Origin of the sequence: Flagellimonas myxillae, from assembly GCF_023502235.1 — a bacterium.
Classification (GTDB): domain Bacteria; phylum Bacteroidota; class Bacteroidia; order Flavobacteriales; family Flavobacteriaceae; genus Flagellimonas; species Flagellimonas myxillae.
This window is the reverse complement of record NZ_JAMFLY010000005.1, coordinates 148,266-171,314: the sequence shown is the minus strand read 5'-3', so window position 1 is coordinate 171,314 and position 23,049 is coordinate 148,266. Positions and strand designations below refer to the sequence as shown.

19 protein-coding genes are annotated in these 23,049 nt (G+C 42.9%); 6 read left to right on the top strand and 13 right to left on the bottom strand.

Translation table 11 applies throughout. The annotated features are described in order from the left end of the window. Positions 1-22 precede the first annotated feature (22 nt). From M3P07_RS17070 to mutS, 4 genes are all read right to left on the bottom strand, one after another. Positions 23-988: a CE1 family esterase gene (locus M3P07_RS17070; RefSeq protein WP_249971142.1), complete on the bottom strand. Its 966-nt coding sequence runs from the start codon at positions 986-988 to the stop codon at positions 23-25. A gap of 124 nt (positions 989-1,112) precedes the next feature. Next, positions 1,113-1,892 (bottom strand): sterol desaturase family protein, encoded by a 780-nt coding sequence (locus tag M3P07_RS17065; RefSeq protein WP_249971141.1) that lies wholly within the window; start codon positions 1,890-1,892, stop codon positions 1,113-1,115. A gap of 76 nt (positions 1,893-1,968) precedes the next feature. Next, complete coding sequence (locus M3P07_RS17060; protein ID WP_249971140.1) at positions 1,969-2,532, bottom strand: Crp/Fnr family transcriptional regulator; 564 nt, start codon at positions 2,530-2,532, stop codon at positions 1,969-1,971. A 27-nt stretch (positions 2,533-2,559) separates the two neighbouring features. Continuing rightward, a complete protein-coding gene (gene mutS, locus M3P07_RS17055; RefSeq protein ID WP_249971171.1) occupies positions 2,560-5,142 on the bottom strand; it encodes a DNA mismatch repair protein MutS in 2,583 nt (860 codons plus the stop codon). Positions 5,143-5,281: 139 nt separating this feature from the next. On the opposite strand from mutS, the gene M3P07_RS17050 reads away from it, so the two are divergent. Beyond that, a complete protein-coding gene (locus M3P07_RS17050) occupies positions 5,282-5,833 on the top strand; it encodes an RNA methyltransferase (protein WP_249971139.1) in 552 nt (183 codons plus the stop codon). 103 nt (positions 5,834-5,936) lie between these two features. Here the strand turns inward: M3P07_RS17050 and folK are convergent, their stop codons facing one another. Next, a complete protein-coding gene (gene folK / locus M3P07_RS17045) occupies positions 5,937-7,082 on the bottom strand; it encodes a 2-amino-4-hydroxy-6-hydroxymethyldihydropteridine diphosphokinase (protein ID WP_249971138.1) in 1,146 nt (381 codons plus the stop codon). A 67-nt stretch (positions 7,083-7,149) separates the two neighbouring features. Between folK and sppA the strand changes: the two genes are divergently transcribed. The 3 genes from sppA to M3P07_RS17030 are packed head-to-tail and all read left to right on the top strand — an operon-like array spanning position 7,150 to position 12,336. Then, entirely contained in the window at positions 7,150-8,910 is a 1,761-nt protein-coding gene (gene sppA / locus M3P07_RS17040) for a signal peptide peptidase SppA (protein WP_249971137.1), read from the top strand. Between the two features lie 3 nt (positions 8,911-8,913). Then, on the top strand, positions 8,914-9,621 hold the full coding sequence (locus M3P07_RS17035) for a queuosine precursor transporter (protein ID WP_249971136.1): 708 nt from the start codon (positions 8,914-8,916) through the stop codon (positions 9,619-9,621). A 36-nt stretch (positions 9,622-9,657) separates the two neighbouring features. Then, positions 9,658-12,336: an AsmA-like C-terminal region-containing protein gene (locus M3P07_RS17030; RefSeq protein ID WP_249971135.1), complete on the top strand. Its 2,679-nt coding sequence runs from the start codon at positions 9,658-9,660 to the stop codon at positions 12,334-12,336. A gap of 2 nt (positions 12,337-12,338) precedes the next feature. Here M3P07_RS17030 and M3P07_RS17025 read toward each other — a convergent pair whose 3' ends face one another. The 3 genes from M3P07_RS17025 to M3P07_RS17015 are packed head-to-tail and all read right to left on the bottom strand — an operon-like array spanning position 12,339 to position 15,209. Then, on the bottom strand, positions 12,339-13,562 hold the full coding sequence (locus M3P07_RS17025) for an MFS transporter (protein WP_249971134.1): 1,224 nt from the start codon (positions 13,560-13,562) through the stop codon (positions 12,339-12,341). 3 nt (positions 13,563-13,565) lie between these two features. Further along, positions 13,566-14,390, bottom strand: coding sequence for an endonuclease/exonuclease/phosphatase family protein (locus tag M3P07_RS17020; protein ID WP_249971133.1), 825 nt, complete (start codon positions 14,388-14,390; stop codon positions 13,566-13,568). Positions 14,391-14,414: 24 nt separating this feature from the next. Next, positions 14,415-15,209, bottom strand: coding sequence for a DUF2797 domain-containing protein (locus tag M3P07_RS17015; RefSeq protein ID WP_249971132.1), 795 nt, complete (start codon positions 15,207-15,209; stop codon positions 14,415-14,417). 98 nt (positions 15,210-15,307) lie between these two features. Between M3P07_RS17015 and M3P07_RS17010 the strand changes: the two genes are divergently transcribed. Next, positions 15,308-16,828, top strand: a complete 1,521-nt coding sequence (locus M3P07_RS17010; protein ID WP_249971131.1) for a GH3 auxin-responsive promoter family protein — start codon at positions 15,308-15,310, stop codon at positions 16,826-16,828. A 166-nt stretch (positions 16,829-16,994) separates the two neighbouring features. Continuing rightward, complete coding sequence (locus M3P07_RS17005) at positions 16,995-17,534, top strand: alpha/beta fold hydrolase (protein ID WP_249971130.1); 540 nt, start codon at positions 16,995-16,997, stop codon at positions 17,532-17,534. Here the strand turns inward: M3P07_RS17005 and clpX are convergent. The 5 genes from clpX to M3P07_RS16980 form a co-directional block, all read right to left on the bottom strand. Then, on the bottom strand, positions 17,531-18,766 hold the full coding sequence (gene clpX, locus M3P07_RS17000; protein ID WP_249971129.1) for an ATP-dependent Clp protease ATP-binding subunit ClpX: 1,236 nt from the start codon (positions 18,764-18,766) through the stop codon (positions 17,531-17,533). The two genes, M3P07_RS17005 and clpX, sit on opposite strands and share 4 nt — an antisense overlap. Before the next feature lie 92 nt (positions 18,767-18,858). Further along, positions 18,859-19,539 (bottom strand): ATP-dependent Clp endopeptidase proteolytic subunit ClpP, encoded by a 681-nt coding sequence (gene clpP / locus M3P07_RS16995; RefSeq protein ID WP_249971128.1) that lies wholly within the window; start codon positions 19,537-19,539, stop codon positions 18,859-18,861. 89 nt (positions 19,540-19,628) lie between these two features. Continuing rightward, a complete protein-coding gene (gene tig, locus M3P07_RS16990) occupies positions 19,629-20,951 on the bottom strand; it encodes a trigger factor (protein ID WP_249971127.1) in 1,323 nt (440 codons plus the stop codon). Between the two features lie 103 nt (positions 20,952-21,054). Beyond that, positions 21,055-21,396, bottom strand: coding sequence for a phage holin family protein (locus M3P07_RS16985; RefSeq protein WP_249971126.1), 342 nt, complete (start codon positions 21,394-21,396; stop codon positions 21,055-21,057). Positions 21,397-21,468: 72 nt separating this feature from the next. Continuing rightward, the gene (locus M3P07_RS16980) at positions 21,469-23,049 is read right to left on the bottom strand and encodes an SGNH/GDSL hydrolase family protein (RefSeq protein WP_249971125.1); all 1,581 of its coding nucleotides are present in this window, start codon (positions 23,047-23,049) and stop codon (positions 21,469-21,471) included.

Sequence of the window (23,049 nt, the reverse complement as noted above, 5' to 3'; positions counted from 1 at the left end):
CACAATGGTTGGAACACTTCACTTATTTGCCCATATTCATATTGACTTCATACTGAAGCCGATAGAAATAGTCCATAACCAATTCTGGAATATTGATTTGCTTATTGCTATTCTGTCCAGCTTGTGGCCATTTCATAGCATTGGGATTGGGAAAGGAATACCCACCGTTTTCAATCTTTATAAGGGAAACCAACTTGCTGTTCTCCCGATTAAAATAATCGAATCGATAAGCTAGTGAATTGGACTTTTTTATTATGTACTCAATAGGTGCGGACAACCTTTTACCCTGATCAAGATGTTGGAGCCAATGTTCAAACGATTCATTTGTGGATTTTTCAATGTTATACTCCCTTTTTTCCAATGGAATATGTTTATGGCCGTTGAACAAATTATAGCTATCCCTCATATCATTTATGACCATGATGGAGGTAGGTTTGACGACGTGAGTATTAGTCCTGTGAGAAATCGAGGGCATGTTAGCTCCAATAATTGCAAATCCTTTAAAGAATTCTGGAATTTCCTCGGCAAGGGTGTAGCACAGATTGCCACCCTTGAAGTAGCCAACAGCAAAGACGTTAGAGCGATCAATATCGTATCTTCTCTCCATTCTTCGAACAATTGATTTTATAAATTGTAAATCATCAATTCCGTCTAAATGAGTTTTATCTGCAATGTTCCAATCATTATTGTGCCCTTGGGGGTAAACCACTATAGTTCCTGCCGTTTTATCAGCTAGTCGATTGAATTCGAATCCCGTAAGTTCTTGAATGGCCCTAGAATTCATTTCCGCATCATGTAGAACGAACACCAACCGGCAAGAGTTACCTGGAAATTGGGGAATGTGGTACTCAAAAGTTCTCCAAATGTCGTTGATCAGCAAGGAATCCTGGATGTATACTCTTTCATGATCCAATTGTGCATTCAATTGAATTAGGTTTACAACTAGGCCAAAGATTAAGCAAAGTTTATGTTTAATTTGATGTTTCATATCTCAGAAGTTTTTTTGGGTTTAGGTGGGGAGAATTTTGAAATGTTGAGTGAGGTAACAATTGTAAATTGTGGCGTCTTCTTACTGCTATTGCCCCAGCCAAACCAACGTATTTTTGGTTTTTTCATGCATCCCGTTTTGAGCTGACATCCTTAAAGCTTAGCATTTCCAAAATCCGATTGGAAGCACCCAAATAATATCCAGTCTCATGCTTAAAGGTCCTGGGGTTTTTGAATGTTCCGAACATCATATCTATAATGGCCAAATCGGTATAATTATATTTATGGATTCCTTTAGCGTGATGAAGATTGTGACTTTCAGGACGCTGGATGATGTAACCGATCCATCTCGGTGTATTAATGTTGGAATGTTGAAAAACGCCAAAGAAGGTCAGGGATAAAACAATTATGGTTATTGCTTGCGGAGAGAGCCCCATGATTAGGGCAAAGCTTACAGAACCGACCAAGGAAAGTCCTATCATGTCATTAACGCTGAGCATAAAAGCACTGGGAACATCCAATCGTTCCGAACTATGGTGTAATTGATGCGAAACCCGGAATAGGAAATCTGATTTATGCATACTTATATGCCAACCATATTGAACGATTTGAAAAACCAAGATCCCTAGTACAACTTGAACAATAGGATGAAGGGTACTCAAGTCCATTAATTGGTAAGACACAAAAAAATTATCCCATAATAAAGGGATATAGGTAGTTAATAGCATATAGGCAAGAAAGAATAGTAGGCCCCTTAGTTTCCAGAATTTCACTTTGGGAAGTTGCCTTGCCGGAAATAAAAATTCCCAAAGGTATAGGCTTCCAAAAATGGCATAAACCAGTAAGGAAATAGGATCCAATAAAATTTCTAGAGGATTGGGTAACTGTGAAAATATTTCGTTCATGATTTTTAGTTTAAACATTCGGACGCAAATGTATATGCGGTTTAGAGCTTAAACTAAAAATCGGCCTTGACCTATGTTAGGAATTTATTTTCTTTCTTATTCTGCTTAAACTTTCAGGATGAATGCCCAAATATTTGGCTACTTTGTTTACTGGAATTAACGTAATATAGGCGGAATGGGTCTGGAACATTTCCTGATATCTTTCTTCCGCGGTTTTGGTCAAAAGATCTTTTTCCCTATTGGATTTTCTAATATAGCCGTGTTCTGTAGCAATTCTTCCAAATTTATTTGCTTCCAAGGAATATGCGTAGGCCGGTAGAAGACGATCCCTTTTTAACACCTCGATTTCACAGTCCATCAATGTGGTAATTTGAACGTCGGTAGGATGTTGGTCTAAAAATGAAGTGAACGCACAAAATAGCTCTGCCTCAAAAAAAAAGTCAATTATTTTCTCGGTCATATAACTTTTGATGGTCATTTCAACAATACCCTTGTTCATGAAGTACAAAGAATCTTCAACCTTTCCATAAGGGGTTAAGATTGTCCCTTTTTCTACTCTTTTTCTTTCTACTGGAAAGGGTAGGTCGCTATAAGAAAATGTAGTATGTAAAACTGTGTTATAAAAATCTATGAATTGCATGTTGCCGGTTCATTGTAAATATTTGAATTACGAACTTGCCTTTTTCTTCTTGCTCAGTAGCCTCTTTATTTCATTGAGTTTCATCAGGGCCTCCACAGGAGTCAAGGTATCAATGTCCAAATGCAGGATTTCATCCTTGATCTCTTCAAGCAATGGGTCGTCCAAATTGAAAAAACTCAGCTGCATCTCATTTTGACTGGCTTGTAGGGTATCTGCCATTTCTTCACTGGAATGGGATTTTTCCAGTTTCTTTAGAATCTTGTTGGCCTTAAGAATGACCTGCTGTGGCATTCCCGCCATTTTGGCCACATGGATCCCAAAGCTATGTTCGCTTCCGCCAGGAACCAGCTTCCGTAGGAATAGCACATTGTCTTTCAATTCCTTCACCGAAACATTGTAGTTTTTGATTCGGACAAAGGTGTTGGTCATTTCGTTGAGTTCGTGGTAATGTGTGGCAAACAGCGTCTTGGCCTTGGATGGGTGCTCGTGTAAATATTCCGAAATGGCCCAAGCTATGGAAATTCCATCGTAGGTACTGGTTCCCCGACCAATTTCATCCAAAAGCACCAAACTTCGTTCCGATAAATTGTTGAGGATGGAGGCTGTCTCGTTCATTTCCACCATAAAAGTGGATTCCCCCATGGAAATATTGTCACTGGCGCCGACCCGAGTAAAAATTTTGTCCACAATCCCAATATTAGCTTCGGAAGCGGGTACAAAACTTCCCATTTGGGCCAAGAGCACAATAAGTGCCGTTTGCCGCAATATGGCAGATTTACCACTCATATTGGGCCCTGTGATCATGATGATTTGTTGCTCTTCCCGATTTAAAAGAACATTATTGGCTACATAGCTCTCGCCCAAGGGTAGCTGCTTTTCAATGACCGGATGCCTGCCATCTTTGATATCCAAAGAGGTGGAATCGTCCATGTTCGGCTCCACATAGTCATTTTCACTGGCCAATTGGGCAAACCCACAAAGACAATCCAGCTGGGCCACCAAATGGGCATTTTGCTGCACCGGGCTTATGTACTCCTGCATCCATACCAACAATTGCTCGAACAACTGCTGTTCCAACTGGTAAATACGTTCTTCAGCTCCAAGGATTTTGGCTTCGTATTCCTTGAGCTCTTCCGTGATATAGCGCTCCGCATTGACCAAGGTCTGTTTACGGATCCATCCTTCGGGAACTTTGTCTTTATGGGTATTTCGGACCTCGATATAGTAACCAAAAACGTTGTTGGAAGCAATCTTAAGGGAGGTAATTCCCGTGTTTTCCGTTTCCCGCTCCAACATTTTATCCAAGTAGTCCTTACTGGAAAAAGCCAGGTTCCGAAGCTCATCCAGTTCATCGGAATAGCCCACAGCAATGGTGTTCCCTTTGGCAAGATTAATAGGCGCCTCCTCGTGCAATACCTCCTTTATTTTATTTCGAAGACCTTCACAGGCATCCATCTGTTGTCCAAGCTGTTGAAGGGATGCATTGGGGCTTTCTTGAGCCAACTGCTTGATGGGAACCAGGGCCTCCAAGGAGTTTTTTAACTGCACCACTTCCTTGGGGTTGATTTTCCCAGTGGCCAATTTGGAGATCAATCGCTCCAGGTCGCCCATTTGTTTGATCCAATGTTGCATTTTCTGCAATACCGTTTCCTCAGTCTTCAAATGGGACACCACTTGATGTCGTTTGCGGACTTTTTCCAGATTTTTTAAAGGAAGGGCCAACCAACGTTTCAGCAAGCGTCCGCCCATTGGGGACAAGGTTTTATCGATGATATCCAAGAGGGTTATCGCATTCAGATTGGTGGAATGGTACAGTTCCAGGTTTCGGATGGTAAAGCGGTCCATCCAAACGTATTCCTCCTCCGCAATTCGCTGGATCCTATTAAGGTGTTGTAAGCGTTTGTGTTGGGTTTCGGACAAATAGTGCAATACGGCACCTGAAGCCACAATGCCATGCGCTAAATGATCTATACCAAACCCTTGGAGCGTTTTGGTCTTGAAATGGGCATTAAGACTTTCATGGGCATAGTCGTCCTGGAAAATCCAATCTTCCATAAAAAACAGGTGGAACTGGTTGCCAAAGGCATCCAGAAAGTCCTTTTTGTGGTTTTTGGAAACCAAAACCTCATTAGGGGAAAAATTTTGCAACAACTTGTCCACTTGCTCCGCCGATCCCTCGGAAGTAAGAAACTCCCCGGTGGAAATATCCACAAAGGAAACCCCCAATTTGCCCCGTCCAAAATGTACCGCACACAAAAAATTATTGCTTTTGGCAGAAAGAATATCGTCATTGAGCGCTACCCCTGGAGTCACCAATTCCGTAACCCCCCTTTTTACGATGCTCTTGGTCATTTTTGGGTCTTCCAATTGGTCGCATATGGCAACTCGCTGCCCTGCTTTTACCAATTTTGGGAGATAAGTGTTGAGCGAATGGTGTGGAAAACCTGCCAATTCAGTCTTGTCCCCTCCATTGTTCCTGTGGGTAAGGATAATACCCAAAATCTTAGACGCCTTAATGGCATCCTCCCCAAAGGTTTCATAAAAATCCCCCACGCGGAACAACAACAGGGCATCAGGATGTTTGGTCTTGATGGTGTTGTATTGTTGCATCAAAGGGGTTACCTTCTTGGATTTGGATGAAGCTGCCAAAGTATTTTACAGGTTTTAATGAAGAGGTTGAAACGAATGTAGCCTTTTCCGGCATTTTCCAATATAATTGTTGATATTTTTGCCGTGATAGTTGAAAAATATGAAGCGAAAACTGGAAAACAGCGAATTGGGCCGATTGGACGTTGAAACATTCAAGCAGGCGGAAAAATCGCCCATCATCCTAATTCTGGATAACATCAGAAGCCTCAACAACATTGGCTCCGTATTTCGGACGGCCGATGCATTTTTGGTCCAGAAAATCTACCTGTGCGGCATTACCGCCACCCCACCACATAAAGACATCCGAAAGACCGCCCTAGGGGCCACGGAGAGTGTGGATTGGGAATACAAAAAGGAAACCTTGGATTTGATTGGGGAACTCAAGAGCAAAGGAGTTCACACGGTTGCTGTGGAACAGGCAGAGGATGCCGTAATGCTCAACGCTTTTGAGCCGAATTCTGGTGAGACTTTGGCCCTTGTGTTCGGGCACGAGGTAAAAGGGGTTTCCCAGCAGGTGGTATCAGCCTGCGACACCGTTTTGGAAATTCCACAGTTTGGGACCAAACATTCACTAAATATATCGGTAAGTGCAGGAGTAGTGGTGTGGGATATTTGGAACAAACAACAAGTTCAGAAAACAAAAAAGCCCTGAAAATCAGGGCTAAACATATAGTTTGAGTTAGTTAGTTTCTCGTTTAGAGGGGTCTAATAAAATAAAACCATTCGTTATATCCAAACATTTTCTAAAAATTCTCTTAAAAAAATAGCTCCAGAATACGGCTCTCCAAGGCCTTTAAAACCGATTCATAATCATCCGGATTGTTCACAAAATCCAGATCGCTCATATCCAAAATTAGGCTGCTTTGGTTGGGGTGGCCCTTTATGAAATCCAGATATCCTTGATTGATTTTCTCCAAGTAATCCGAAGGAATTTTTTGTTCGTATTCCCTCCCTCTTTTCTTGATATTGGACAATAAGCGGTTGGTGTTTTGGTAGAGGTAGACGTAAATATCCGGTTTTTTGACCTCCCGGTACATGAAATTAAAAACCTTCCGGTAAAGGTTAAACTCCTCCTCCTGCAAGGTGATTTTTGCAAAGATCAGGGATTTGAAAATATCATAATCACTTACCATAAAGCTCTTAAAAAGGTCAAATTGGGAGGTGTCGTCCGTGAATTGTTGGTATCTATCGGCCAAAAAAGACATTTCTAAAGGAAATGCGTAGCGGGATTGATCCTCATAAAATTTGGGAAGGAAAGGGTTGTCCGCAAACCGCTCCAGTACCAATTTGGCGTTAAACTCTTCAGCGATCATTTTGCAGAGTGTGGTCTTGCCCGCCCCAATGTTTCCTTCGATAGCTACAAATTGCAATTGGGAAAATACATCAGACCTACTTTTGAACAATCGATATGCAGTTTTGGTCAACGCATTTCGGTCCTTGCATTGCTGCAGCAGATTGCGCACATCCTTGTTCAATATGGGGTGGTACAGCTGCGGCGCGATATCCGCCAGAGGTTTTAAAACAAAATTACGCTCATGCATGCTGGGATGGGGTATCACCAGGTTTTCATCCTGAACGATTTCATCCCCAAAAAGAACAATGTCGATGTCCAAGGTACGCGAAGCGTAACCAGCCGATTCGGAACGTTCCCGCCCAAAATCCTGTTCAATTCGTAACAGGCTAGCAAGTAAATTTGAAGGAGACAATGAGGTTTCAACGGTTAAACAAGCATTTAAAAAATCCTCCCCTTCAAATCCGACAGCAGCATTCTCATAGACGGAGGAGACCGCCTTGACGTCGCCCACATTTTCAGCGATCTTGAGTACTGCTTTTTGGAGGGTCTGCGCACGGTTGCCCATGTTGCTGCCCAGTGAGAGATATGCAAGTTGTGTTCCACCCATAATCAGGGAAACAAAATAACAAAACAATCAACAATGGTTATCTTTGGCCAGGAATAAATTTTGTTGCATGAAGTTTTTAAGAAATCTGCTGGCCGCTATATTGGGCTGTTTGATGGCGTTTGGAATTTTGATGGCCATGTTTTTCTTTTTTCTTTTTTTGGTGGGAAATTCGGATGAGGGAGTCGCAGTTGGACAAAACGCAGTTTTGGAATTGAGTTTCACAGAACCTATCCGGGATTATGTGGGAAGGAATGAAACCGACCCCTTTGCCGGTCTTTGGAGCCAAGAGGTAGGATTGGATGATATTGTCCACGGAATCCGGGTTGCAGCCGATGATGACAGAATAAAGGGGATCAGTTTGAAGACCAGTTTCTTGCAAGCAGGATTGGCCCAGGCACAGGAAATTCGAAAGGCACTTATTGATTTTAAAGAGGCAGGCAAGTTTATCTATGCGCATTCCGATTTCTTTACCCAGAAAGACTACTATTTGGCCAGTGTGGCCGATGAAATATACCTGAACCCGGTGGGTGCCTTGGACTTTAAGGGATTGGCCACTGAAGTACTTTATTTTAAGGACTTGCAGGAGAAAACAGGGATTAAGATGGAGGTAATTCGCCATGGAAAGTACAAAAGTGCTGTTGAACCCTATTTGTCGGATACCATGAGTAAGGAAAATCGAGAGCAGATCCAAGAACTGATTAGTTCGCTTTGGGACCAAATGTTGACCGATATTGGTAGCTCGAGGAAAGTGAGCACCGAAGACCTGAACATCATCGCCGATACCTTGGGGGGTAGGACCCCTGAGTTTGCGGTGGTATCCAATTTGATTGATGGCACGGTACATTTTGATGAGTATGAGCTTTTCCTTAAAGATGAACTGGGCTTGGAAGCCGACGAAGCCCTAAACTATGTTGATTTCGATGATTACCTGACCATTTCAGGGGGTAAGAGGCTTAAAACCGGGGCGAATAAAATCGCTGTAATCTATGCCCAAGGTGAAATCTATTATGGCGAGGGAGGCAAAGAATTCATTGGTCAAGGAATCGTGACCCGCGCCCTACAAAAGGCAGCCCGTAGCGAGAGTGTCAAGGCCATCGTACTTCGGGTAGATTCCCCGGGAGGAAGCGCCTTGGTTTCAGATATTATTTGGCGGGAAGTGGAATTGGCCAAAAAGGAAAAACCCGTAGTGGTCTCCTTTGGAAATGTGGCCGCGTCCGGTGGATATTATATAGGTGTGGCCGGGAACAAAATTTTTGCCGAGCCCACTACGATAACCGGCTCCATTGGGGTTTTTGGAACCATTCCAAATGTGCATAGGCTCGCTGGTGACATGGGCATCAATGCGGAGCAAGTGGGAACCAATAAGAACTCGGTGGATTATTCCCTGTTTGAACCCATGACCGATTCGTTCCGCGATGTAGTGCAAGAAGGGATAGAACATACATACGAGACTTTTTTGGAGCGTGTGGCAGCAGGTAGAAATATGAGTTTGTCCCAAGTGGATTCCTTGGCCCAGGGTAGGGTATGGAGTGGGGCGGATGCCGTTGAAAATGGTTTGGTGGATGAACTTGGAAGTTTGGATGATGCCATTACAGCCGCAGCCGAGATGGCAGAGGTGGAGGACTACGGTATTCGAAAATATCCCAAATACAAATCGGATTTTGAACGATTTATGGACGATATGGCCGGAGCCAAATCCAAATTGGGTGAAGCTATTATCCAGGAAGAAATCGGGGACGAAGCGTATCGTATTTTAAAGGAGTTTAAAAACATCGGAAGCCAAAAAGGAATCCAGGCAAGAATGCCGTTTAGTCTAAATATTAAATAAGGGATGACGCAAAAGGACAGAAAAGTTGCCTTTTCCATATACCTTTACCTAGGTGCCCTTTTCATCACCTCCTTGGTGGTGTCCAACCTTATTTTTCAGAAGTTTTTTTATTGGAATCCCTTCGGGGACATTGAGGTGTTTGGCGCTCCACTTTTTGAAGTTTCGGTGGGAATTCTACCCTATCCAATCACCTTTTTGATAACGGATTTGATATCTGAAATATTTGGAAAGAAAAGAGCAAACCAAGTGGTCATCGCAGGAATCTTTGCTTCCTTTTTCTCACTGCTTATAGTGACGACGGCCAATGTGGCACCTGCTACAGATTGGTCTCCCGTGGGTAACGATATGTTCAGTTCGGTTTTTGGAAATACCGCAGTTGCGGTTTTCGCTTCCATGATGGCCTATCTTCTGGCGCAGTTTATCGACATTCAGCTCTATCATTTCTGGAAAAGGATCACCAAAGGCAAATATCTTTGGTTGCGGAACAACTTTTCCACCTTTTCCTCCCAGTTTATAGACACCTTTACCGTGGTATTGCTCCTCTGCATTTTTGGAGAGATTCCATGGGAACTTTTCTATGGTTTGGTCATCAGTGGTTTTCTCTTTAAAATTTTTATTGCGCTGTTGGACACCCCTTTGCTCTATCTTTTCGTATATCTACTACGGAAAAGATTTAACTTAAAAATAGGGGAAGAGATTAGCTTGGATTAAGCACTTCTTTTTTACTTTGTTACAAAATCCCAAATTATGAAACGAAAGCTCCTTAAAATTGCTGGAATAACCCTACTTGTTCTTATCGCATTGATTATGGCCCTTCCGCTGCTTCTGGAAGGTAAGATTGCCGAAATAATTAAAAATAAAGTGAACCAGAATGTCAATGCCACTTTGAATTTTGATGATGCAAGCCTAAGTCTCATCAAAAGTTTTCCCAATGCCCATGTGGAACTCCAAGGAATTTCTTTGGTAAACAAGGCCCCCTTTGAAGGGGATACCCTGTTTGCCGCAGATCAAATCGCATTGAAAATGGGTATTTCAGAACTTTTTAAATCGGCCGAGGAACCCATTGGAATTAAAAGTCTGGATATTGATCAGGCCAAACTCCATATAACGATAGATGCCGATGAAAATGCCAATTACGACATTGCCCTAGAGGAAGAGGGTGCACCCTCCGACGCTGGAGAGGCATCGAGTAATTTCACTTTGGCACTTGACGGGTACTCCATCACGGACACCGAAATTGTGTATCACGACCTGGCCAGTGGCATGCGCTTGGCCATTTCAGAAATGAATCATTCAGGCACCGGGGATTTATCCCTGGAGAATTCCGAGTTGAAAACCTTAACCGACGCATTGGTTTCGTTTGAAATGGATAGCACAAAATACCTGAACAACAATAAAATTTACTTGGATGCCTTGATCGGTATCGACCTGAATGAAAACAAATACACTTTTTTGGACAACAAGGCCATGGTGAACCAGTTGCCCTTGGTCTTTGATGGATTTGTAAAGGTGAACGAAGCAAATCAAGAAGTGGATGTTAGTTTTAAGACACCTTCATCCGACTTTAAAAACTTTTTGGACGTGATCCCTGAGGCTTACGCCGCCAATATTGAAGATGTACAAACCACAGGTAATTTTGAGGTCGAGGGCCAATTCAGGGGGATAGTGGACAATGATCACATCCCAGCTTTCGATATCAAGATCAATTCAGAGAACGCCTCTTTTAAATATCCGGATTTACCTAAATCTGTCCGGAACGTACACATTGATACGGAAATCAGCAACAAAACAGGTATTACCGAGGATACCTATGTGGATATCCATAAACTGTCCTTTATCATTGATCAGGACAAGTTTAACCTAAACGCCAAGATTCGGGATTTGATGGGCAATACCAAGGTAAACGCCCATATGGATGGAAAGGTAAACCTGGCCCATATTTCACAGGCCTATCCGATGCCCGAAGATTATGGGCTGAAAGGAATGTTGACAGCAGATGTGACCACGGCTTTTGATATGGCTTCCTTGGAGAACAAGCAATATGGCAACACCAAGACCCAAGGAGATTTGGCACTTGAAGGTTTTGAATACGAATCGGAAGAATTGAAACACCCGGTCGCAATCAATTCTGCAGCTATCAATTTCACACCCGATAAGGTGGTGCTCAACTCCTTTGAAGGAAAAACAGGGACCACGGATTTTAGCGCTTCAGGAACCCTTGCCAACCTATTGGGTTTTATGTTCAACAACGAAAATGTGGAAGGAAACTTTAGCTTGAGTTCCAATACTTTCGCTTTGAACGATTTTATGGTAGAGGACACGGAGAGTACCTCTGAAGATGGTTCGGAGACCGTTGAGGAGCGCATTAAAATTCCATCCTTTTTGGATTGTACCATCGATGCCGTTGCAAATACTGTCCTGTATGATAACCTGAGTTTAAAAAATGTCAAGGGAAAATTGATCATTAAAGATGAAACGGCCACGGTTCAGGGATTGCAATCCAATTTGTTTGGAGGTATCCTGGGCGTTAACGGGTCGGTATCGACCAAAGAGGAGCAGGCAACTTTCGACATGAAATTGGGGATGAGCAATCTGAATATTGGGGAGTCCTTTGCTTCCATGGAATTGTTCAAGGTGTTGGCGCCTTTGGCAAATGCCCTGCAAGGCTCTTTTAATTCGGATATTGAAATAGGTGGGAAGCTGAACGAGGATTTCACCCCTAATTTGACCACAATTTCTGGGGATTTATTGGCCCAACTGTTGGCAACCAAAGTTGACGCCCAAAAAGCCCCTTTGTTTTCAGCTCTAAATGGACAGCTCAATTTTTTAAACACTGAGGATTTGGACTTAAGCGATTTAAAGACCGCCTTGAGTTTTGAAAATGGGGCGGTTACAGTGAAGCCTTTTAGCCTTACCTATAAGGACATTGCGGCGAACGTAGACGGAAGTCACACCTTTGATCAGCAAATGCAATATAATGCCACCCTGGATGTGCCCGCGAAATATCTGGGTGATGAGGTGAACAACCTAATCGCAAAATTGGACGATTCCGATTTGGAGAACTTGACAATTCCAGTAACTGCAAACATTGGAGGAAGTTATACAAACCCAAGTGTGAAAACGGATTTGACCTCAGGTGTTTCCAAATTGACAAACCAGTTGGTGGAAATCCAGAAACAAAAACTGGTCAACCAAGGCAAGGACAAGGCCAAAGACCTCATAGCCGATGTCTTTAAAAAAGAGGGGCAGGACTCCACGGCAACCGAATCCGATGGGGTAAAGGAAGCTCTTGGCAATTTATTGGGGGGCAAAACAGAGGAAGCTACAGATTCCACGGCAACTAAGGAAGACCCAGTGAAAAATACGGCCAAATCCATTTTGGGCGGTTTGTTGGGTAAAAAGAAAAAGGATTCGGTTGATAATTAGTGTTAAGAACCCTGAATAGTCTCCGTAACGATAAACTTTCTATAGATAAATAGAAAGATTGCCATTCCGATAGTAACCAAGGTGGTTACAACAACTCCTATTCCCAAAAACACCGACGAACCTTCAGCAGTGCTAAAATCCAAAATGCCTACAATTGCCGTGAATGCTTTGGGAGGAATAAATGTTAGACTTATAATAATTGCAAGATATTTAGGTGAGGTAAACTCGGTTACAACAGAATAGACCACAGGCGCTATAAAAATTTCAGCAACTGATATAAGAACTATGGAAATCAAGAATATTAAAGACTGTGGCCAAGCGGGATTAATGTTAATCAGAAATAACAACCCGAAAGAAAGCGCGCCAAAGAGTAACCCAATGGTAAGTTTAGTGAATTGTTTGGAGTAGTAGAAAGACCAAAATACCACGGCAACAATGCCAAACGGAATAATTAAAAAGATGCTTAAGGTAGACCATGGATTATCTGGTAATTGGAAATTGACTTGATCCATTACACGTTCTTGTAATTCGAAAATCCCTGTCGAAGCAATTTCATAAACTGCCCAAAAAAGGCCTGCAATTAGAATCGCCATAAAAATTTTAACCACTCTTATTTCAACCTTATTTGGAAATGTATTGGAGCCCAATTGTGGCTCAGGGATTAAAAGTGGAGGGGCGATGGCAACCAACAATAGAATTCCGGAAACTCCAAATCCAAAGCTCCAACCATAGTTGTACCCAATGGCCCCTATAAGCAAAGGACCAATTAGCCCTCCAATGTTCATCGCGAAATGCAAAAATGCATAGCCAGAATCCAGCAGTTTTTTTCTAGCGAGGTAATACTTCCCAAAATTGGCAATAAGGTTTGGAGTAAATAACCCTCCACCAATTGCAATAAGGAATAATCCAATGTAGAGGAAGTACACAGAGGGTACAATTAAACAGAACACCCCGCCTGCCTGAATCAAACCTCCAAAGATTATTGCTTTTCTGTTTCCAACCAAAAGATCGCCGAATAAGGCGCCTATAATCTGAGTTAGCATGATGGATCCAGCAAACCAACTGTAGAGAACGATTGCCTTATCTGCTTCCATTTGGATTCCCTCACTGAGCATGTATAGAACAAGTAGGGAGCGAACACCATAAAATGAAATTCGTTCTATGAGCCTCGAGCCTGCGAGAGAAAAAGCAAACTTGTTATGAGATAGGTTTTTGATTTTTTTCATGCGTTAGTCAAGGGAAACTAATATGGGCAAATGGTCCGAAACAAAAAACCCATTTTTTCTTTTATCATCAATGGTCATATAGCTATTCACAAGCAGGTTTTTAACCAGAATATAGTCTATCCTTGATTGGATGTTATCCATGGATTTAAAGCTGTTGAAAGTGCCAATGGGACCATAGGGGGTGGTTTTGCTCACATCAAAAGAATCATCCAATGCCTGTTTAAGGATTTGAATGGACTTGGACTCTGGTAGTGCATTTAAATCGCCAATTACAGCAATCCGTTCATTGGCAATTCCAAGTTCTCCTATCAAATTGTGAATCAACTGGGATGAGTTTTCCCTAGCCTGTTGACCAATATGATCATAATGGGCATTGAACACATGGATATTCTTTTGCGTGACATTATCCTTAAAAGCGGCATAGGTCACCACACGTTCCATGCTGGCATCCCATCCCACAGAAACAATATCGGGGGTTTCCGAAAGCCAATACGTTTTGAAACTTAGGAGTTCCAGCCTTTCTTTTTTGTAGAAGATTGCAGCATATTCCCCCTTTTCCTTGCCATCGTCCCTGCCCACACCCACAAAATCGTAGCGGGTCAAATACTTATCCAAAAAAGCGACCTGTTCGTGCAAACCTTCTTGAATACCAAGAATATCAGGACCGTAATGGTTGATCAAGGCGCCTACATCCGACTTCCTGTTTTCCCACCAATTTTCACCATCATTGGGATTGTTGTATCGTATATTAAAAGTCATTATGGATTGCTGGGCATTCATGCTCAACGCAAATCCTACACAAAGAGAAATTAGAGCGATTTGTTTCATTAAACTATTGGATAATTAGCCTATTTAGTTGATTCCAATACCCACATAATGTCCTTCATTACCTCGGACGTTAAGTACGGTTTGGTCCTCGAAAATGAGGTATTGGCCCTTGATCCCCTTCAACACCCCGGAATAGCTTGGCGTTTTGGTCAGGTTAAGACTTTTTACCTTTTCAGGATATTGTAGAACAGGGAATTCCAGATGGGTCTCGGAATTGGAATCAATAAAATACTCCCGCGCTTCTTCGGGAATATGTGCCTTTAATTTTTCGCGCCATTCCACCAGGTCAATATCCTCGATATCATTTTTGAGCATTTTCTGCCAACTGGTCTTATCGCTTACATGGGCTTTAAGTGCAACCTCGGTAATACCGGCCAAATAACGATTGGGCACCTCCACAATTTCGATGGCCTCATGCGCCCCTTGATCAATCCATCTGGTGGGTACCTGGGTTTTACGGGTTACCCCGACCTTAACGTTGCTGCTGTTGGCCAAATAAACAATATGCGGTTGCAATTGCACCTTTTTTTCATAGGCCAAGTCGCGGTCTTCCTTGTCCAAATGGGCAGTGCTCAGTTCTGGTTTCATGATCCAATCCCCAGCTGCAGGGCTATCGAAAAAACAGGACCTACAGAAACCTTGTCTATAAATGGGTCTTTCCCTGCCACAATTCAAGCATTGGTACTTGATGAAATCAATTTGGATTTCCCGATTCAAAAGTTGGTTCATATTGATAAAATCGTTCTCAAAAACCAGAAAGTATTGGATGGGATTTCCATTATCGGTCTGCATTTTTCGAAGTACTCCTTGGTAAAGCATGGTAAAAAGGCTGTTTTTAAGCGTATTTGAAAATCAGGGGGAGATACCCTATTTTAGCTAACGTACCTAACCCCTAACTCGGCTAAAGATACCCAAAAATGCCAATACCTTTATTCAATTCCATAGCATCTTGGCTGCTTAAAAAGCGCTACCACCAAATAGAGCTTTTTTTAAAGTATCCCTTTGATGTACAAGAAGAGGTGCTGCAACATTTGGTGGAATATTCCAAAGACACCCAAATAGGGAGACATTACGGTTTTAGCGATATCTCCAAATATGAACAGTTTGCGGAAAGGGTACCCATAAAAAATTATGAAGGTGTAGCCGACATGATCGAGAAATCCCGCAGGGGGGAGCAGAACATTTTCTGGCCCACAACTATCAAATGGTTTGCCAAAAGCAGCGGGACCACCAATGCCAAAAGCAAGTTTATCCCGGTAAGCACCGAGGCTTTGGAGGATTGCCATTACAAGTCGAGCAAGGATTTGCTGTGCCTCTATTTGAACAACAACGAGAATTCGCAATTGTTCCGGGGCAAAAGTCTGCGGTTGGGGGGGAGCAAGGAACTTTATGAGGACAACGGGACATTTTTCGGTGACCTTTCGGCCATTTTAATTGACAACATGCCTCTTTGGGCCGAATATAGTAGCACCCCTAGTAGCAAGGTTTCCCTAATGAGTGAATGGGAGTCCAAATTGGAGGCCATAATTGAGGAAAGCATCCAGGAAAATGTGACAAGTTTGGCAGGAGTACCATCATGGATGCTGGTATTACTGAATGATGTGCTAGAGAAAACAGGGAAGAACCATCTGTTCGAGGTTTGGGAAAACCTTGAGGTCTATTTTCACGGCGGGGTCAGCTTTGCGCCTTATCGTGACCAGTACAAAAAGTTGTTGCCCAGAAAGAGTTTTAACTACTACGAAACCTATAATGCTTCCGAAGGATTTTTTGGCATTCAGGATCGCAACAATGCGGATGATCTGTTGTTGATGCTGGACTATGGAATTTTTTATGAATTCATTCCTATGGATACCTATGGCAAGGAAGAAAAGGCCGTACCCCTTTGGGAGGTAGAAACAGGAGTTAATTACGCAGTCGTCATCACTACCAATGCTGGATTGTGGCGATATAAAATTGGGGATACGGTGCGATTTACTTCCAAAAACCCATATCGAATCCGGATTACGGGTAGGACAAAGCACCATATCAATGCTTTTGGGGAGGAACTTATTATAGAAAATGCGGAAGAAGCCCTAAAGCAAATTTGTCAAAAGACCGATGCTGAGATCATGGACTACACCGCAGCACCGATTTTTATGAACGGTAGTGAAAAGGGTGCACACGAATGGATCATTGAATTTCGGAAACCGCCCAAGGACGTTGATTATTTTACAGAGTTTTTGGACAACGCCCTAAAGTCGCTGAATTCTGACTACGAGGCCAAACGTTACAATAACATTACCCTGAAAATGCCCAAAGTGCACATGGCTCGGCAAAACCTATTTCATGACTGGCTCAAATCCAAGAATAAATTGGGCGGACAGCACAAAATCCCTAGGTTGTCCAACGAACGGGGTTATTTGGAAGAACTCCTCCAAATGAACCTTCAGGAGCGATAATTCGCAAACATGTAATATTTACGAAAACGTTTTCGTAAATCAATCCCATTCATCGAACAATCTTTCCTTTTGGACAAATAAATATGGAATTTTATCGTTTTAGGTTGAAGTTTGGATGAGAAAAAATGTTCCCTCATCTTAATAACTAAACTAAAAAGTAACCGGCATGGCTGAAAAATTGGTAGTTATCTCCGATATGTGGGGGGTAAAAAAAGGACTCTGGATCACTTCATACTTTGGGTACCTACAACAATACTACAATATTCAATTTTATGATATTCAACAACTTGCGGACATTGATATTCCTGTTTTAACTGAGGAGAATATCCATAAAGCCTTTGTTGAAGGTGGCATTGAAACCGCAGTTGCGCATTTGTTGAAAAAAGAATCCGAACCTAGCCACTACTTGGCTTTTAGCATGGGAGGCACTGTAGCTTGGAAAGCTGCTCTTAAAGGACTACCCATGAAATCCTTGACGGCCATTTCCCCAACGAGGGTCCGCCTGGAGAGTGAACGTCCGAATGTTCCCATGAACCTAATTTTTGGGGAATGCGACAAATTCAAGCCCGAAATGAAATGGGCCAATGAAGTTGGGGTAGACCTAAATGTTGTCCCGAGTTTTGGGCATCAATTATATTCCGACGAAAAAATTATCTCCGAAGTCTGTTTGGGTCTTTTGGAAAAGGTGACCAAAAAGGCAATCTAGGAAACCGCCTTTAATTTTTTGATGGTCTCATGGGAAAGTTTTTCCTCGGCATAGGCCTTAGTGACCTTGAATTCCTTTTCATCCGTACTTGGAAGTTCGAACATCGCATCGGTGAACACAGCTTCACAAAGGGAACGGAGTCCCCTAGCACCCAATTTGTACTCCACAGCCTTATCGACCATATAGGTTAATGCCTGTTCGGTAATGCTAAAGCTAATCCCATCCATGGCAAACAATTTCTCGTACTGCTTGATGATGGCATTTTTAGGCTCCGTAAGTATCGCCCTCAAAGTCTTGGAATCCAGAGGATTCATGTGGGTAAGTACGGGAAGTCGTCCAATGATTTCCGGTATCAAACCAAATTCCTTTAAATCTTTTGGGATGATGTATTGAAGGATGTTCTCATTGTCCAAACGGTCTTCTGCCTTGGAGGCACTATAACCCACGGCCTGCATATTCAGGCGCTTGGTGATAATGCGTTCAATACCATCAAAAGCACCACCTGCCACAAAGAGTATATTTTCGGTATTTACCTCAATGAATTTCTGGTCTGGGTGTTTGCGTCCTCCTTTTGGGGGGACGTTGACCACGGTCCCTTCGAGTAATTTCAGTAAGCCCTGTTGCACACCCTCACCAGAAACATCCCGGGTTATGGAGGGGTTATCACTTTTACGGGCAATTTTGTCAATTTCGTCAATAAAGACAATTCCTCTTTCCGCTTTTTCCAGATTGTAATCCGCAGCTTGAAGCAATCGGGTGAGGATACTTTCCACATCTTCGCCAACATAACCGGCCTCGGTTAGTACCGTAGCATCAACAATGGCCAATGGTACATTGAGCATTCGGGCTATGGTCTTTGCAATTAGCGTTTTTCCCGTCCCGGTCTGCCCAACCATTACGATGTTACTTTTTTGGATTTCCACATCCTCTTCCTTGCCCTTGGGCTGAAGTAGTCTTTTGTAATGGTTGTATACGGCAACGGACATCACCTTTTTGGTGCGCTCCTGCCCTATAACGAAGGTGTCGAGAAAATCCCGGATTTCCATAGGCTTCTTCAACACCAATTCTGAAGAAAGGTCTTGGTTTTTGGATTGTTTGGATTCCTCCGCTACAATACTATGCGCTTGTTCTATGCATCTATCACAGATATGCGCGTCCAGTCCGGCAATCAAAAGATTGGTCTCCGGCTTCTTTCTTCCACAAAATGAACACTCCAAATTTTCCTTTGCCATAATGGACTATCGCGTAAAGTTCAACCACAATAACGGAAAAAAACTCGATTTGGTTTGCTTCAACCGCCTGTTTTTAACCGTTTTGTTCGGTTTTAGGACTTATCCCTTACCAAAATTTCATCAATCATACCATATTTTTTTGCCTCATCAGCCTTCATCCAGTAATCCCGGTCACTGTCCTCACTTACCTTTTCAAACTTCTGTCCGGAATGTTTGGCGATCACATGGTAGAGCTCTTCTTTGAGTTTCAATATTTCCCTTGCCGTGATTTCAATATCACTGGCTTGTCCTTGCGCACCTCCCATGGGCTGGTGGATCATAACACGCGAATGTGTAAGTCCGCTTCGCTTGCCCTCGTGCCCGGCACAAAGGAGTACTGCGGCCATTGAAGCAGCAATTCCGGTACAGATCGTGGCCACATCGGGCTTAATGAACTGCATGGTGTCGTATATGCCCAAACCGGCATAAACACTGCCTCCCGGTGAGTTAATGTAAATCTGAATGTCCTTGGAGGCGTCCGCACTTTCCAAAAAAAGCAACTGGGCTTGGACAATATTGGCCACCTGATCGTTGATTCCCGTACCCAAAAAGATGATACGGTCCATCATCAAACGGGAAAAGACATCCATGGCAATGGCATTCAACTGTCTTTCCTCAATAATATTTGGGGTCATGCCCACAGGATACATGCTACTCATGATCTTGTCATAATACATGCTGTTGATTCCGTGGTGTTGGGTGGCGTATTTTTTGAATTCTTTTCCGTAATCCATAGGATTTCTTTCGATTTAGCTTAAAAAAAAGGTGCCGAAAAATAACTTTTCGGCACCGTAAAGATACTTATTTTTCTTTTAGGCCAATCCTAGCTATAGGCTTCCTTAACAAAGTCCTCATAGGTTACTTCCTTCACCTTAAGGTTGGCATTTTTCTTATAGAAATCCAACAGTTTTTGGCTCATCAATTGTTCTGAGAGTCTTTTAACCTCGTCTTGATTACCCATAATCCTGTTCGCAATGTTATCGAGCTCTTCTTCTTGGGGGTCCAAATGACCGTATTGCGCCATCTGTGACTTGATAAAGCCTTTGGCGAATTCCTTCAATTCATCAAATTGCACCTGAAGGTCGTTCTCCTTAATGATTTTACCTTCTATAAGTTGATAACGAAGTCCTTTTTCTGATTTTTCAAACTCCTCGCTGGCCTCATCATCGGTCAATGGATTTTCACCGCTAACCTGGATCCACTTTTTCAAAAACTCCGATGGAAGATCAAACTTGGTATCGTCGATCAACTTTTCTGTGATGTCGTTCAATAGTTTTTGATCGGATTGTTGCTCGAATTGCTTTTCAGAATCCTCTTTGATACGATCTCTAAGTTCCTTTTCTGATTTCACAGCATCCTTTCCGAACAATTTGTCGAACAATTCTTGGTCCATCACAGCTGCTTCGCGCTCGTTGATCTCCTCAATATTGAAAGTAACCTCGATGTTCAGCTTTTCTGCTTTCTCACGATCGATGCCCAAAGCACTGGAAAGCAAATAATCTTCTTTAAAAAGGCCTTTGGTCTTTAGGGAAATACTTTCACCCACCTTTTTACCGACAAGTGCATCAGCAGCCTTCTTGCTCTTAATTTTATCGAGCTCTATGGTAGTCTTGTGCTCAATTTCCTCAGCTTCATTCACAAATGTTCCGGTTACCTCATCGGCTTTCCCAACCTCTGATTTTGAAACCAACTTGCCATATTGTTTTTGAATGCGCTCCACTTGCTCATCAATCATCTTTTTATCGGCAACAATCTTGTACTGGGTAACGGCTTTTTTGGTTTTTACCTTAACATCGAAATTTGGGGCAAGACCCAATTCAAATTCGAAATCGAGGTTGTCGCTGTCCCAATCAAAATTGTCTTGTTGTTTGGGAAGGGGATTGCCCAACACATCCAACTTTTCTTCCGTAAGGTATTTGTTGAGGTTGTCCTGAAGCAATTTGTTCACTTCATCCACCAATACCGCTTTACCATATTGTTTTTTAATCAAGCCCATGGGAACCTGCCCCTTGCGGAAACCAGGGATATTGGCTTGTTTTCTATAATCCTTAAGGATTTTATCAACTTTTTCTTGATAATCGTCCTTGCTTATGGCAACTTTTACCACGGCATTTAGCTCGTCAATCTGCTCTTTTGTGATATTCATCTCCTACCTAAATTTGCTATTCAAAAATGGGTGGCAAAAGTAATGCATTTTCCCCAGTAGGACAACTTTTTAAAGTGTTGAATTTCAAACAAAAGCTTTTCCGCTAATCCTCCTTTAAAATGGAATGTAAAATGGATTGTAGGAACGAGAGCAATAAGCTGAAAATAATCGCCCATAATACGCTGGAAACCTCAAATCCGGAGATAAAGTGTGCGACCGTTAAAATGATGACGGCATTGATGATAAGGAGGAATAGCCCCAGGGTTAAAATGGTTATTGGCAAAGTGAGGATGACCAATATGGGTTTCACCAAAAAGTTGAGTACACTCAATACCAAGGCCACGATAATGGCGGTTTGGTACGAATCTACGCCCACGCCCGGCAATACATAGCTCAGGATGACCACGGCAAGGGCATTTAAAAGAAGTCGAATCAGCAGTTTCATAAGGTTTGAATTTGGTCCATAAAAAAACACCGTTTAAAACGGTGCTCTTAATATAGTGAAATTACGTGTAGATCAATCGATGTACAGACCAGTATAACCCAATGGATTAACATCGGGCAAGTTGGAACCATAGGTGTCATTAATAACTTTTATAAAGCTATTTGCAATTAAGGCATAGCCTCGTGGTGTGGGGTGCACTCCATCCAAAGAGAAACCGCCACCAGTAGCAAAAGTGCTGGTAACGCTACTTCCGTCTGCAAGGGGAAATCCAGTATCACTTACTTGCTCTAGGAGCGCGTCTATGTCAACCATGGGAAGGTTAAACTGTGCCGCCAAGGCTTCAATAGTTTGATTATAAGCGTCTCGTGCTGTAGCTACAGCCTCTTGTTCTTGGGGGGTTAAGACCCATTGGTCTTCCATGGGATAAGTAATCCCATTCACTGCAAGCTGTCCTGCGGTTTCTGCCGGGAGACCAAGATTCTGAAGCATGGCAAAAGCTTCCTCGTTCAAGGTGGCAATTACTGTGCTTGAAGGTAGTGTAATCATGTCATCAGCATTGGATTGTCGCGCTTGACCGTATAGCAAGCCAGTAACACCTGCGGTGGGTGCATCCACCCCGTTAAGGATCAGGGCTTGAGTTATTTCAGCGGACAAGTCCAGCAAATCCTCATCCTTAATAATTATGGAACTAGCAGCCGATTCTGAAAACACGAATTGTCGCTCTGGTACCCCTAGTGCTTGGAACACAAGATTCAATCCGGCAAATTGGGCGTTTAAAACAGGAATTTGTGGTCCAAAAGCGGGATTGGTTGGATCTAGAGGTGCAAAGGGAACCGTATGGAAAAAGGGTGCATCAAGAATATTCGGAATATTGGCAATAACACCATCCGCACCGCCGGCGGTCATGGTCTGTAAAATTCCCGTGAGCACATTGCCAAAAACCAAAGGATCGGTAATATCCGTTCTTTCATAGGAGGTCGGATCTAAATTCCCGGTTTGATCCGTTCCTGCGCCACCACTTGTTGCATACAGCAATACGTCGTTGGCTCCTATCCATGCAGAAAAGAAAGTAGCGCCTTGCGCGGCGGCATCTCCAATTACTGTGGCATCCTCCGCAGAAGAGAATCTGGCAAAATAAGGGTTCGCAGTCCCTAGGGCAACCCCGGCAACGCTACCGTATCCAGGAGCCAATAGTTCGTAACTTTTTGACCCTGGAATTCCCATATTATTGAAAGAACCTGAAAGTTTCGTTGAAATCTCCGTGGTTCCGGTTCCACTTTTAGGTGTAGGTGCCGGACCATCTGGAGTAAATAGCAAGATTAATCGGTTACCAAGAATGGGATTCCCTCCCAAGGTGGCTCCTCCAAGGTTGTCTGCCATCAAGGGCTGGTTAAAGGCACCACCACCTGCCAGGGCAAATTGCCCGGCCAACATATTGGGAAATGAAGCTTCTTGCCCGGCAGCAAACAGGGCATTATCTGAAAAACCTGCCGTAAGCGAACTACCTAGGGCAACAAAGTTTGCAAAGTTGGCAGTCCCTGAGGTATACACAACGGGATCTGAATCAGGGTCGGGAACAATTGGAGCTTCATCATCCTCACATGCAATCATCAACCCTAAAAGGGGGAGAAGTAGGGCATAAAACTTTTTCAT